Annotated in this window: 11 protein-coding genes and 1 pseudogene; 4 read left to right on the top strand and 8 right to left on the bottom strand. The window is 44.5% G+C overall.

The window, feature by feature from the left end:
- Positions 1-198 precede the first annotated feature (198 nt).
- Complete coding sequence (gene solA, locus MBEAL2_RS19660; protein WP_047153961.1) at positions 199-1,338, top strand: N-methyl-L-tryptophan oxidase; 1,140 nt, start codon at positions 199-201, stop codon at positions 1,336-1,338.
- 185 nt (positions 1,339-1,523) lie between these two features.
- On the opposite strand, the gene MBEAL2_RS19655 is transcribed toward solA, so the two are convergent.
- Complete coding sequence (locus tag MBEAL2_RS19655) at positions 1,524-2,435, bottom strand: DUF1186 domain-containing protein (RefSeq protein WP_047153960.1); 912 nt, start codon at positions 2,433-2,435, stop codon at positions 1,524-1,526.
- A 159-nt stretch (positions 2,436-2,594) separates the two neighbouring features.
- On the opposite strand from MBEAL2_RS19655, the gene MBEAL2_RS31935 reads away from it, so the two are divergent.
- Positions 2,595-2,771, top strand: a complete 177-nt coding sequence (locus MBEAL2_RS31935) for a hypothetical protein (protein WP_161798253.1) — start codon at positions 2,595-2,597, stop codon at positions 2,769-2,771.
- A gap of 37 nt (positions 2,772-2,808) precedes the next feature.
- Here MBEAL2_RS31935 and MBEAL2_RS19650 read toward each other — a convergent pair whose 3' ends face one another.
- The 6 genes and pseudogenes from MBEAL2_RS19650 to nagA all read right to left on the bottom strand — a co-directional run bounded on the left by MBEAL2_RS19650 (position 2,809) and on the right by nagA (position 9,070).
- On the bottom strand, positions 2,809-4,026 hold the full coding sequence (locus tag MBEAL2_RS19650) for an MFS transporter (protein WP_047153959.1): 1,218 nt from the start codon (positions 4,024-4,026) through the stop codon (positions 2,809-2,811).
- A 174-nt stretch (positions 4,027-4,200) separates the two neighbouring features.
- Positions 4,201-4,857, bottom strand: a complete 657-nt coding sequence (locus tag MBEAL2_RS19645) for an amino acid ABC transporter permease (protein WP_047153958.1) — start codon at positions 4,855-4,857, stop codon at positions 4,201-4,203.
- A gap of 68 nt (positions 4,858-4,925) precedes the next feature.
- Positions 4,926-5,715: pseudogene (locus MBEAL2_RS19640) on the bottom strand (transporter substrate-binding domain-containing protein).
- Between the two features lie 105 nt (positions 5,716-5,820).
- Positions 5,821-6,813, bottom strand: coding sequence for a zinc-binding dehydrogenase (locus MBEAL2_RS19635; RefSeq protein WP_047153957.1), 993 nt, complete (start codon positions 6,811-6,813; stop codon positions 5,821-5,823).
- Between the two features lie 330 nt (positions 6,814-7,143).
- Positions 7,144-7,875 (bottom strand): glucosamine-6-phosphate deaminase, encoded by a 732-nt coding sequence (gene nagB / locus MBEAL2_RS19630; RefSeq protein WP_047153956.1) that lies wholly within the window; start codon positions 7,873-7,875, stop codon positions 7,144-7,146.
- Entirely contained in the window at positions 7,862-9,070 is a 1,209-nt protein-coding gene (gene nagA, locus MBEAL2_RS19625) for an N-acetylglucosamine-6-phosphate deacetylase (RefSeq protein ID WP_047153955.1), read from the bottom strand. The genes nagB and nagA overlap by 14 nt, the downstream gene beginning before the upstream one ends.
- Before the next feature lie 191 nt (positions 9,071-9,261).
- Here nagA and MBEAL2_RS19620 point away from each other — a divergent pair, with 191 nt between their 5' ends.
- Positions 9,262-11,340, top strand: a complete 2,079-nt coding sequence (locus MBEAL2_RS19620) for a sigma-54 interaction domain-containing protein (RefSeq protein WP_047153954.1) — start codon at positions 9,262-9,264, stop codon at positions 11,338-11,340.
- Between the two features lie 66 nt (positions 11,341-11,406).
- Here MBEAL2_RS19620 and MBEAL2_RS19615 read toward each other — a convergent pair whose 3' ends face one another.
- Complete coding sequence (locus MBEAL2_RS19615) at positions 11,407-11,889, bottom strand: hypothetical protein (RefSeq protein ID WP_047153953.1); 483 nt, start codon at positions 11,887-11,889, stop codon at positions 11,407-11,409.
- 207 nt (positions 11,890-12,096) lie between these two features.
- Here MBEAL2_RS19615 and MBEAL2_RS19610 point away from each other — a divergent pair, with 207 nt between their 5' ends.
- A complete protein-coding gene (locus tag MBEAL2_RS19610; RefSeq protein WP_047153952.1) occupies positions 12,097-12,387 on the top strand; it encodes a zinc-binding metallopeptidase family protein in 291 nt (96 codons plus the stop codon).
- The last annotated feature ends 945 nt before the right edge of the window (positions 12,388-13,332 follow it).

Raw genomic sequence — 13,332 nt, 5'->3', positions numbered from 1 at the left:
AAAAGGCGAAGCCCTAGATAAAACGCTGGATTAATAGCACAATCTTGCTAAGATTTAAACCTTATATGTTAGCTGGATTTGTCGTCTGTGTATAATGTTGCTATCTATACTTTTTCTACCTCATGAATTGGCCGGTTTTAGGATGGTTAAAATCAGGCTGTCTATCGATGTAAAAAAATGATGACAGGAGAGTGAAGGATGGAAAATCATTATGAAGTCATTGTAGTTGGAGCAGGCTCAATGGGAATGGCAGCCGGCTACTACCTTGCAAAGAAAGGAGTAAAAACGTTACTTATCGATTCTTATGATCCTCCACATCACCATGGAAGCCACCATGGGGACACAAGAATCATCCGATTTGCTTACGGAGAAGGAGATTATTATATTCCGCTCTTAAAAAGAGCACGGGAATTATGGGAAGAACTACAGGAACAATCGCAGCAAACACTATTCTCGCAAACCGGGGTTTTATCCGTTGGCCACCTGGACTCTACTTTTGTGCAGGAGGCGATACACAATGCCAGAAAACACTGTGTGCCTCATGAAGTGTTTTCTACTGAAGATATACATATAAAGTGGCCAGGCATTACGCTGCCGGAAGGTTATATTGGATGTTATGAGGACCAGGCGGGCGTGCTGTTTAGCGAAGAATGCATTCGTGCCCTTCAGAAGCTGGCACTATCTCAGGGAGCAGCGTTGCTTCCTAATACGAGAGTGAAAGAGATTAAGACCGGGATAAACGAGGTGGAAGTCGAAACAGAAAACGGCACTTTCTATGGAAATGGTATCATTATAACGGCTGGCGCATGGTCGAAGGAAGTTTTAGCAACGTTGAACGTAACTCTTCCTTTGGATATCATGCGGAAAACCGTCGCATGGACGAATGCGAACGAGTCTCTATTTAACTCTAGCGTTTTTCCCGCGTTTACCCTTGATGTTCCGGAAGGCCATTATTATGGTTTTCCAAGTATAGACGGGTGCGGGGTGAAAGTTGGGCGCCATGATGGAGGAAGGAAGGTCCAGCCTGGCATAGAGACTCCAGAATTCGGAGCTTTTACAGAGGATGAGCACGATACAAAAAATTTCTTGCGGCGTTATATGCCCGAGGCAGCGGGGAAAACAAAGGCTGGAAAGGTGTGCTACTATTCGAACACGCCGGATGAGAATTTTATAATCGACCGGCATCCTGAATTCTCGAATGTTGCGATAGCTTCGGGATTTTCAGGCCATGGTTTTAAGTTTTCAACTATCGTCGGGGAGATATTATCAGATCTTGTTCTGGATAAATCGACTGATTTTGATTTGTCTGCCTTCTCTATTAAAAGGTTTTCAATATAGTTTCATTTTGGAGCTTCATGAACCTGAGGCAGCTTCTATTAGTACCAGGTCTCAGGTTCATGTTTTGCAGCACCATTATGAGTAGATAGCAATTGGTATTATTAATATCGCAGGCCCCTGGGTTTTTGTGTTTACATCAGGCACATTAAAATTTGCAGGAAGACTTGATTCCATATTTAAAAACATTAGGATGCTCCGCAACACTTCTTAAACTTCTTCCCGCTGTCACAAGAACACAGGTCGTTTCTGCCCGGTACAACTTCTTTCACAATCGTCTTTGAATTCAGCATTTCTCTATAAGATTTCTGCACCACTTTATTTGTAACCCGTACCTGCTCTCTTTCTCTCCGACTATTGTAAAAACAGGGCCAACTCTCCATTTCCTTTATTGTATTATTTACCAATTGATTATGGGGATTTTTCTTTGCGTGCGCAATCGCTCTTTCTTTGCCTCTTCTTATTGTTCTCTCTATATCCTTAAGTCCAATGATCCCTAATCCAACCCGTCCCTGATCAAAAGCCTGTTTGATCTCGTCATAAGCTTCCTGTGGGTACAAATCATCACAGCAGCATACAATTTCAGCCATCACATGCTCATTTTGATCCTTCAATCCTCCTGTTAATAGATGCCGAAAATATTCGATTACCTCTTCCCTTGGTAATTTATCACCTAACGCGAGTATTGTCAGTGCCTGCAAAGCTTCCCCGCGGGAGTATTCATCTACTCCCGGATCTTCAATCACTTCCTTGATAGGCTCGATGTCCTCACAACACACACTGGCAAGGATGTTCGCTCCTGCTTCCATCAAAACATCGCCCCACAGATTGTCCAGTATATCAGAGGGATGCTTTAAAATATCGAGAAATACGGGATACAATTCCTTAACTCTAAACTGCGCCAGAAGGTACACCGAATAAATATGAGCCATGTAATTCCCGTATCGGCTTGTTGTGTATTTCTCCGGATTGTCCCTTATATCGTAAACAACAGAAAGCAGCTCAGGTATCGTTTCTTCTTTTCTATCCATTATCTTTTCCAGCACTTCTCTAGGAAAGTGACCTGTATTAAATTCAATTTCTTTTACTAAATCCTTCATACCGTTCCTCTCCTCTTATCTACTAATTTCACAAAATTTACAATCTACGAATTAATACCTGTATATCTCCATAGTAACCCAAAATAAACCAGGAATAATATGGTTAAATTAGTAAATCCTTAATTTGAAACGATCATTAAATTAGGGAGGTTTTTAAAATTGAACGAGCAAAACAACAGCAATAATACTACGAGGAGCCAGGCTAACGGACAAGACAATGAAGGTCTTACAAATACGCTCGAAAACGGCGTAGAAAGTCTGACTAACAACACGACAAAAGAAGCAAAAACAGAAACGATGAAGGCATCCCACCAGTTTATGGGCAAAATCAAGTAATGTAAAAAGCAGCCAGGTCGGCTGCTTTTTTATGCGATTAATGCGTAGGAACGTTGCTTCTTCTTTGCGTTGCCAACCGCGTCATTTTGGAAAGAAAAATGGAAAGGATAAGGGCAAGCACGATAAAACATACGATAATACCGACAACACCACCCCAGCCGAGATTCGACCAGAATGCCCCGCCGGCCGTTCCGCCAACGCTTGAACCCACGTAGTAAAAGAACAGGTAAAGGGACGAAGCCTGCGCCTTATCGTGGGTGGCACGGCGTCCGACCCAACTGCTGGCAATCGAATGGCCGCCAAAGAAACCAAAAGTAAACACAGCAATTCCAATGACTTTTATGAATAAATGGGGCTCCAGGGTAAGAACGGCACCCAGGAACATGATGAGAAGGGAAATCCACAGCACTCTGCGCCGGCCGTATTTATCGGCCATTCCTCCCATCCAGGTTGAACTAAATGTTCCAACAAGGTAGATGATAAAAATCCAGCCAACTACAGTCTGGCTTAAAGAATACGGGGGCTCGATTAACTGGAAGCCGATGTAATTATACAGCGTGACAAAACCGCCCATAAGCAAAAAAGCAATCCCATATAAGCAAAGCAGCGCCGGATCTTTAAGATGGCTAAACATCGATTTCGTCAGTTTTCCTAACTCCAGCTTACGCGGTTCGAAGTTTCGGGACGGCGGAAGCATGAGCCAGAACAGCAGGCTGGCCGCTAAGCTGAGCATACCGACTCCAGCGAGCGCCACGCGCCAGTTGAAGAAGTCCGTCAGTGTCCCGACGATAATCCGGCCGCTCAATCCGCCGACCGTATTCCCGCTAATATAGATGCCCATCGCCACACCTAAGCTGGTCGGATCCATCTCTTCACCAAGATAAGCCATCGCAATAGAAGGCATTCCGGCAAAAACAATCCCCTCCAGAATCCTGGAAGCTAATAAAAAGTGGAAATTAGGAACAAATGCGGTCAACACAGCCAGTATCGATACGGCAAACATAGAAAAGGTCATAATCGGCTTGCGTCCCCATGCTTCGGACAGGGAGCCGATAAGCAGCATGCTAATCGCCAGGGCGATCGTCGCCACTGATAACGATAAACTAGCTACCGTCGGAGAAATATGATACTCCCTTGTGAACTGCGGCAGCAGTGGCTGTGTGCAGTATAAATTAGCAAACGTGCTAAAGCCTCCCGCAAACAATGCAAGGTTTGTTTTGCGGAAGGCGGACGTGCCCTGTTTAATGTAAGTCATTATGAATTCACCCCGGTGATTGGTTTTATATGCTGCGGAGAACTACCCAATTGTACTCCCCAACGTTTATTATAAAAACAAAAAACCGATAACGTCCAATTTTATTACCTGTTAGGGAGTGATGGAAAAACAAATGAACAAAAAAGGACCGGTCTAAAAGGCCGGCCCCCTCCATTATCTTCCCGCTAACCTCTTCTCAAGTACACGGGATACACGGGTGAGCGTATAAATAATGATAAAATAGAAGACTCCTACCGTCCCCCAGATTTCAAAAGCGCGGAAATTCGTTGAAATAATAATCTCGCCACTTTGGGTTAATTCTTGAATTCCGATAACAGACAGCAGGGAAGTATCTTTTAAGCTTATAATAAACTGATTCACGAAGGCTGGAATCATACGGCGAACCGCTTGCGGCAGAACAACGAACCACATCGCCTGTCCGCGCTTCATCCCAAGAGAACGTGCCGCCTCCATCTGCCCCGTATCGATAGACTGAATTCCTGCACGGAAAATTTCGGCAATATAGGCGCTCGCATTTAAACTAATGGCGATAATCCCAGCCACCATTGCCGGGATTTTAAGCCCTAAAGCGACAGGAAGTCCAAAGTAAATAAAGAAGATTTGAACGAGAAGCGGTGTTCCACGGATAATATCAACATAAATAAATGCAATCGTACGAACAGTCTTATGCAAGGAGGTCCCCATTAAACCAAAAATAAATCCAATAAACATCGCAATAACGAGCGAAATACTAATAACCTCTATTGTAATGCCCAATCCCTGTAATAGCAGCGGGATCGCATCCATAATAACCTGCCATGCTGAATCCACAGTCTCTTTTCCTCCTTTTTCAGGATGATTCTCTTTTAAAAAGGGCGCTCAAAGAGCGCCCTCTCATCTTACTTTTTATCTGATTTCAAATAAGTGCTGATGATTTTGTCGTACTCTCCGCTGTCTTTTACCTTTTTAAAACCGTCGTTGATTTTTTTCAGCAATTCCGTGTTTCCTTTATCTACCGCAATTCCATACCAGTCACCGTTTAGGCGATCTCCAACAATTTTCAATTTGGAACCGGGATCAACTGCCAGCTTGTAAGAAATAACAGGGTAATCTTCAATGGTCACATCGGCATTGCCGTTTACAACTTCCTGGAACATGGACGGGCTGTCATCGAAGTAGGTAACGGTTGCACCGTGCTTTTTTCGCCAGTTCACTTGCAAATTTAGCACCTGTTGTTCCCTTCTTGATCGCGATTTTTTTTCCTTTCAGGTCTTCAGGACTTTTAATGGCTGTATTATCTTCACGTACAATGAGGGAAAGACCTGCCTGGTAATACGGCTCCGAGAAGTCAACGACCTTTTTGCGTTCATCTGTAATACTGATACCCGCAATCGCCCCATCCAGCTGCTTGGCGTTAACCGCCGGGATAATTCCTTTGAAATTCATTGGTTTAATTTCAACTTCAAAGCCTTCCGCTTTGGCAATCGCATTCAGCAAATCGATGTCAATTCCAACATACTTTCCGTCTTTTTGAAATTCAAAAGGCGGATAGGTTGCATCCACACCAAACGTGTATTTCTGGCCTGCTCCTGCTGACTGGCCTCCGCCTGCAGCCGGCTTTTCACCACCGCATGCACTTAAAGAAAATGCCAGCATTATCATAATAAGAAATAAAGACAGTTTTTTCATTATTAAGACCCCTCTCATTAGTATATATTTTCAATCAATATATACTAATGTAATAGATAACGGATCGTTAGTCAAAATTTTTTCACGGAAAAAACTGTAATTGACCTAATTAATGTGCAGTCCGATTTTCCCTGCGTTCTGAGTATCCTGCAGCCTGCGCAAAGCCTGTTCTGCTTCCGGCAGGGAAAAGCAGCTATCAATTACCGGCCGGACTTCATGCTTTGCAATAAACTGCAGCATGTCCCTGAACTCTTCCCGGCTCCCCATCGTGGAACCAAGCAGGTTAAACTGGCCATAAAAGAAGGAACGAATATCCACGCGCACCTCATCACCGGCCGTTGCACCAAACGTAACGAGGGTTCCACCCGGCTTTAAGATACTCAAACATTTATCAAACGTGGCCGCACCGACACTGTCTATCACAAGGTCGACTTTTTCTCCGCCTAGCGCATCGAGCCACTCCTCCCCGGTTGGAATGGCAGCATCCGCCCCGAGCTTCCGGGCTTCCTTCCGCTTTTCCTCACTGCGGGAGGTGACGACGACGCGGGCGCCCGCTGCTTTAGCAAACTGAATGAGGTACGTCGCGACCCCTCCGCCTGCACCGGGAATTAACACCGTCTGTCCTGATTGCAGTTGACCGCGGGTAAACAAAGCACGGTAAGCCGTGACCGCGGCAAGCGGCAGGACCCCGGCTTCTTCCCAGCTCAAATACGCTGGTTTGAGCTCAACCTGCTCGGCTGAGATAACAATGGCTTCCGCAAATGTACCATGTGTGGGTGAGCCAAGAATCTCGTAATTTGCTGGAGGAGCGGGTGTGTTTTTCAGCCAATGAAGCGTCGGGTTAATAATAACCTCATCCCCCTGTCTGAATCCTTCGACACCCGAACCAACCTGATCGACTATCCCTGCCCCGTCGGAACCCAAAATGATAGGCAATCCGCTCTCGGCATTCAGGTTTAGTACGCGGAGGTCCCGGCGGTTCAACCCGGCGGTTTTCAAACGGATGCGAACTTGCCCCGGACCGGCCATTGGCTCAGGCATCTCAGTGTATTTGGCACCTGCGAATCCTGCTGGGCCTTGATGTATAAAAGCTTTCATTATAGAATCACTCCCTCTTATCTGATTTATGAAACTTCCTTATTTTACAAACGTACATAACATTATCTTTAATAAAAGGAGGATTTCCCATTTTGCGTCTTATGCAATCCTGCTGGCTTCGGCTTGCTGCACTATATTCCCGGTTTCAAGCTCTTATACTAATCATTTTCGTCGCCAGCATGGTTGACTTTATGGTTTATTCTGATGCCGTTACAGTTCTGGTCGCCCTTCCCGAACTTATGCCCGTTGTTATCATCGCCCTGCTGCCTTCGGCATATTTAAGTATGTTTTCTATCGGAAGCAGCGGCGAAAAAGGTAATGATTCAATTCCTAACTCTTCGCATACCTTAAAGCTTCCTGGTCGGCAATCACCCATACATGGGAATGCTCTTTTAGTATGGAGGCAGGGACATTGTTATCTACCTCACCGAAAAGCAACTGGTGTACAATGCGTGCCTTTTTCAAACCTGAGGCCAGAAGGATAATTTTTTTGCTCTTCATAATGGTTCCAATACCCATCGTAATCGCATGCGTGGGAACTTCTGACAGCCCATTGAAATAACGCCTGTTTGCTTCTCTTGTAGAAGGAGTTAACTCTACTACATGTGTAGCTTTATCAAAGGGAGTCCCCGGCTCATTAAAGCCGATGTGCCCATTTGAGCCAATCCCTAACAACTGGAGATCAATACCGCCGCTCTCTTCAATGGAACCTTCGTATCTCTGGCATTCCTGTTCGAGCACATCGGCCATTCCATCCGGAATATGAATGCGATGGGAAGGAATATCGATATGATCAAACAGCTTTTCCTTCATATAATAATGGTAGCTGTTCGGGTGGGTTGGATGTAAACCCACATATTCATCGAGGTTAAAAGTAGTAACCCTGCTGTAAGAAGTTCTATTGTGCTGATAATCTTGAATAAGCGCCCGGTACGTCCCAACCGGCGTTGCCCCTGTGGCCAAACCGAGCGTCATCGTCGGAAACTCATTAATTTCGCCAATAATAAGACCAGCTGCCAGCTGGCTCATTTCTTCATAGTCTCTCGCTTCAATTAACTTCATGCTTATCACTCCCATTTGCAAAGGCGAGAACTCCCCTGCAAAAGGTCATATATACTTCATTGTTTTCATCAAGAACGACGATATCCGCATCTTTTCCTGGGCTTATGCTCCCTTTTCGATCGTACACATTCAGCTGCTTAGCGGGGTTTACGGCAGTCATGTACACTATATCCTCCAGGCCGCATTTCGTATAGGACATCACATTTGCGATTGCGTCCCTCATTTTCAGGATGCTGCCGGCCAGCGTCCCATCTTTTAACGTAGCCGTCGTTCCGTCGACCTGCACGTCCTGCCCGCCAAGGCTATATACCCCGCTGCCTAAACATTTCGCCCGCATAGCGTCGGTAACGAGGATAAGTCTTTCCCTTCCTTTTTGCCGGAAGGTAAGCTGAATCACTTCAGGGCGTACGTGGATGCCGTCCGCAATCATTTCAGCCACGATTTCATCGTGCAGAAGGACTGCTCCGGCGACTCCCGGTTCGCGGTGGTGCAGCCCTCTCATCCCGTTGAAGAGATGGGTGGCGTGTGTAACGCCCGCTTCAATTGCCTGCACGACTTCGGCATAAGTGGCATCAGAGTGTCCAACGGAAGCAACAACCCCGGTTTCTTTTAAGTAAGCAGCCAGTTCCATGCCGCCGTCTCTTTCCGGGGCCAGGGTGACGAGTTTTATCATTCCATCCGCGATGGTTTGCCATGTTTTAAAAAGATCGGTGTCCGGGTCGATAATGGCGTCCAGCGGTTGGGCACCCGCTCTTTTCGGAGAAAGAAAGGGCCCTTCCAGATGAAGGCCGAGCACTTCCGCTTTCCCTGGCTCGTTGTGCTGTTTCAAGTAGGCAGAAGCGTTGCCAAGTGCTTTTTCAATTTTGCCGCTTTCCTGCGTCATCGTCGTGGCCAGAAAACTCGTTGTACCTTCCCGGGGCAGTGCAGCGGCAATCGTATGCAGCGCTTCTTCGGTCGCATCCATCGTGTCGGCTCCGGCCGCTCCATGGATATGGACATCAATCATCCCGGGAATGATTTTGCATCCGGGAGGAAGAGGAATGGATTGAACTTCATCATCCGTATTAAGCGCGTTTGCTCCCTCCGCTACCCCCGCTGCAATAATTTTGCCGTTATCGATGAGGATGTATCCTTTTTCAATCGATCCCTGTTCTGCAAAAACCTGGGCGTTTACGAGGGCAAAACGATTTTCCATTATGTCACCTGCTCTCTTTGGCGATTTGATACATTTACCTTATTACCACTGCAGCTAATTGTCCATACCACCTATAGAGAACTTCATATTTCACATATCATATCATGCGGTAATAAATTATAGTGGTCATTAATGGTTCTAAAAGGGATAATAAAACCAATAATAACCGAATTAAAGAAGGTGAAGAAATCATGGGGACGGTAAAAGAGTTAACTCTGCTAACTGGAACGCGCGAAACATCCAAAGCTCTGGCCAGCCAGCTGCATGAAATTCTTGGCGATATCATCCATATACACAGCTACTCTTTAGAAGAAGGTATTCCATTAACGATAAAAAAACAGCTCGTCATTCTATCAACCCACCTTATTCAGGACGAAGTAAAAGATTACATCGGAAAAAACTGTGAAATCATTATCGCCAACCGGACAATAAACCACAATCATATTGATAAGTTACTGTTCCTGCCTAAAGGATCTAAAGCGCTCTATGTAAATGATTTTCCCGAAACCGCTTCCGAATCTATCGACACTCTGCTGCAGCTCGGTATTGATCATATCGAATATATTCCTTATTACCCAGGAGCAAGAAATGTCCATCCTATTGAGATTGCGATTACACCAGGTGAAATTGGCCTCGTCCCTTCTTTCGTAAAAAATGTCATCGATATCGGTCCACGCCTTATTGATATTACGACTCTCATGGCGATTCTAGAACGGCTTAAACTGCTCGAACAGAAAGGCACTGAAGTATCCGAGAAATATACGCGAAAAATTATTGAGCTGAGCAAAAAGCTGGCGGATTCAAGCAAAGAAACCGATCAATTAAATAAATACCTGCACCAGGTGTTAAACGGTGTCGATGATGGAATTATCGCAGTAAACCATGTGGGTGAAATTACGGTATTTAATGAGAACCTGGAGAAAATCTTACAGACTTCCGCCAGCAAAGTACTTGGAAAAAAAGTCGAAGACATGATCCAGGACAAAGATTTAGCCTCGTTTATCTCCACTGACTCCAACGAGGAAGAAAATCGCTGGTTTACGGTTGGACAGGCAGAAGTCGTTGTCCACCGTTTTGTTTTAAGCTCCGAGCGCTCCATTGTTGCGACATTTAAAAATGCGCGGGAAACAATCCATATCGAAAAAACTCTGCGCAGGGAGCTTGTGAAAAAAGGATACATTGCCAGGCACACATTTGAATCCATTGTCGGAAGCAGCGACGCTATTCAGTCGACGATGAACGTAGCGAAGAAACTCGCCCGGACGGACTTAACCGTCCTTATTCAGGGGGAAAGCGGGACGGGGAAGGAATTGTTCCCCAGCGCTATTCATAATGATTCTTTGCGGAGCGAGGGCCCTTTCCTCGCCGTCAACTTCAGTGCCCTTCCCGAAGAGCTTGTCGAAAGCGAATTGTTCGGTTGTGAAGAAGGAGCCTTTACGGGCGCGAAAAAAGGCGGGAAAGCCGGCTTGTTCGAGCAGGTCAACGGCGGAACGATTTTCCTTGATGAGATCGGCGATATTAGCTTAAAAATACAAACAAGGCTGCTCCGGGTGCTGCAGGAAAAGGAAATCATGCGTGTGGGCGGCAGCAAAATCATCCCGATCGATGTACGGATTATTGCCGCTACAAATAAGGATCTTCTGACAATGATCGAGCAAGGAACATTCCGTGAAGATCTATATTACCGTTTGAAGGTGCTGTTCCTTCCACTGCCTGAACTGCGAAACAGAAAAGAGGACATCGCCCTTCTCATTCATACCTTTATTCACCAGAGCGGAAGAAAGGTTACGATCCTTCCTGAAGTGATAGAACAGTTAATGCGATACGAGTGGTACGGCAATGTGAGGGAGCTGAAAAACACGTTGGACTACATGCTGGCTGTTTGCGAGGGGGACACGATTACGATGAACGATATTCCAAATGAGTTCTTTTTCCAGCGAGCTCCCTCAACGGAAAAACAGCATCTGCTCCCCCCTGCCCGGCCTGTAATAGAAAAAGAAGGACTGCCTGCTCCTTTTGATATCCCGCAGGATGCGGAGGAGTACGTTTTCATCCTGCAGACGATAGCTGACTGTATCCGGACAGGAGAGAGCATCGGGAGAAAGAAAATAGCAGAAAGAAGCCGGCAATGGCAGAAAACGCTGTCGGAGCAGCAAATTCGCCATCGCCTTCAAACACTGGAGGACCATGGATATGTAGTCAAAAGCAAAGGCCCGGCAGGCTTGAAGCTAACCCGCACTGGATTCGATTTCATCTCTTCAGACAGATAAGCAAGCAGGCTGCCTTTGTTATAAGGGCAGCCTGTTTACAGAAGGAACGATACCGGACATAACCGGTTACTGTGTAAAATCTATAACTTTGGGAACGATGAGAGATTGAATACCAATTACCATATCTTCCTGATGAACCTCTCCGCTTTTAGTTGTCCAAATAATATGTATATATTTACTTCGCAAATTCTCCAGTGTGGGTTGTGGGACAGAATAACCACCTCCGCCAATTTGGACATAATCACCCTGCCTTTCTATCCCTCGCTCACTCGTATGAAACGGTTCCTTATCTGACATGTTGTTAAAAAGCTGTAGTTTTACCTTTAATGGATAATCACCTGATGGCTTTGTGTAGGTCAAAATCCCTCCTCCTGCCTCTTGTTGTTCAGGAGTATAAATAATTTTGTAGTCGTTTATTTTCCAATTTTCAGACTCCCCGCTTAGAGATAAAAAGTAATTGTGCATTTCTTTTGGTTTGCTATTAATAACCAGAAAAAGAGAAATCATATTTGTCACGAGCAGAATACCTATCAGTATATTCTTTTTCATATTCCCCACCCCCACTAAAAACGCAATTGCCCTTTATGTTTTACCATATATAACCAAATTAAACAAAACAATCTATTGGCATACAAATCGCTTGCTAGTCTAGTAAATAAAAAAATACACGTTATAAAAGGTGGAATGAAAAACGTGTAAAGAACAACGAAGAGTGCCCGGAAAACCTGGTCTTCTTACTTGCAGAATGAACTCGACATGATTCTGGAAGAGATAAAAACATACGTCGGAATCGAGACGCCTAGGCATAATAAAGCAGCGGTTGATGCGCTTGGTGCTTTGATTCAGGAAAGGTTCTCCGCTCTCGGCTGCCGCATCCAAACAATCCCGCAGCCCGAGCACGGAAACCAGCTTCGGATCGAGTACGGAGAAGGCGAAGAGCAGGTTCTCATTCTTGGGCATTTCGATACCGTAAAAGAAATCAGCACCCTTGAAAAAGAGCCGTTCAGCATTGAACTGGCACTTTCTAATGGCAGATTTTTGACGTAAAAAAATCCTTCATACCATTGCTTTTTGATTACAAACGATGCAGAAGTTAAAATTTCTTTTCCTTCTTTTGTTGTAACCTTTATCTTTAACTCCGTCCCATCTTCGGCCATTCTAAGTGGGTTTCTCATAGAAACAAAAAGTTCTCCCTTTGGATTCGGCTTGAATAAGGTTTCACCAACCATTGTTCCAAATCGTATTTTCATATTTTCTTTTGGACCAAATATTACTACATCTCGACTATCTTTAACCAAGGTAATTTCGTATGTCTTTTCAGGATTTAGTCCCTTTGCCAAAACAAGGATGTCAATAATTCCCGTTTCCTCAAAAACAACAGTTGCTCGTCCAGAACCAGAATTAAATGGTAAATCTTCCGCTCGATTTACTTCTAGTTGAACTAGTTCAGTTTTGGGTTTTTGAGCAGTGGTAGTAGAGCAGCCAGTGAGGACTAATAAAAACGCAGCCAAAAGAAATAGAAACCTCAATTCAAGTCACCCCTTTACCTAATAAATCAGTTACAATCAGTATACTGTACTTTTCCATTTATTACAAAAAATTAAAACAAAAGAAAAAAATACCTCCTAAAAAATTATTCCGTCTCTTATGACATGCGACATCAATTTCTTTTATTCTATTAAGCTTAATCTTATTTAGTCAGTTTAAATAACACCCTATTTTTATAGATAAATAGCGAAATTATTCTTCCACTATACTGCCCGTTTAGTGAAGTAAAATGGCACTTTTAAGGCTTACAATATCCCCTTTATAAATGAAGGGATTATGAAGTATTTTATTGAATACGTGGTAATATTTTCTTATTAGGCATCATCTTAATAAGGGGAGAATAATGAAAAAGTTAAACCACCCTAATTTTATTATGGTTCACTGATGTTTTGTATCGAAAATCTTTAGGAGGATTACATTATGAGGGATTGATTTCTTCGTCAG

This window comes from Aneurinibacillus tyrosinisolvens (genome assembly GCF_001015055.1).
Lineage (GTDB): Bacteria > Bacillota > Bacilli > Aneurinibacillales > Aneurinibacillaceae > Aneurinibacillus_A > Aneurinibacillus_A tyrosinisolvens.
Note: the sequence above shows the minus strand (reverse complement) of the source record. Positions and strands in the feature narration are given on the sequence as shown.

What these genes read in the sequence shown, in the direction of transcription:
- solA (WP_047153961.1), top strand. Translation starts at nt 199, where the DNA reads ATGGAAAATCATTATGAAGTCATTGTAGTTGGAGCAGGCTCAATGGGA.
- MBEAL2_RS19655 (WP_047153960.1), bottom strand. Translation starts at nt 2,435, where the DNA reads ATGAAGGATTTAGTAAAAGAAATTGAATTTAATACAGGTCACTTTCCT.
- MBEAL2_RS19650 (WP_047153959.1), bottom strand. Translation starts at nt 4,026, where the DNA reads ATGACTTACATTAAACAGGGCACGTCCGCCTTCCGCAAAACAAACCTT.
- MBEAL2_RS19635 (WP_047153957.1), bottom strand. Translation starts at nt 6,813, where the DNA reads ATGAAAGCTTTTATACATCAAGGCCCAGCAGGATTCGCAGGTGCCAAA.
- nagB (WP_047153956.1), bottom strand. Translation starts at nt 7,875, where the DNA reads ATGAAGTTAATTGAAGCGAGAGACTATGAAGAAATGAGCCAGCTGGCA.
- nagA (WP_047153955.1), bottom strand. Translation starts at nt 9,070, where the DNA reads ATGGAAAATCGTTTTGCCCTCGTAAACGCCCAGGTTTTTGCAGAACAG.
- MBEAL2_RS19620 (WP_047153954.1), top strand. Translation starts at nt 9,262, where the DNA reads ATGGGGACGGTAAAAGAGTTAACTCTGCTAACTGGAACGCGCGAAACA.
- MBEAL2_RS19615 (WP_047153953.1), bottom strand. Translation starts at nt 11,889, where the DNA reads ATGAAAAAGAATATACTGATAGGTATTCTGCTCGTGACAAATATGATT.
- MBEAL2_RS19610 (WP_047153952.1), top strand. Translation starts at nt 12,097, where the DNA reads ATGATTCTGGAAGAGATAAAAACATACGTCGGAATCGAGACGCCTAGG.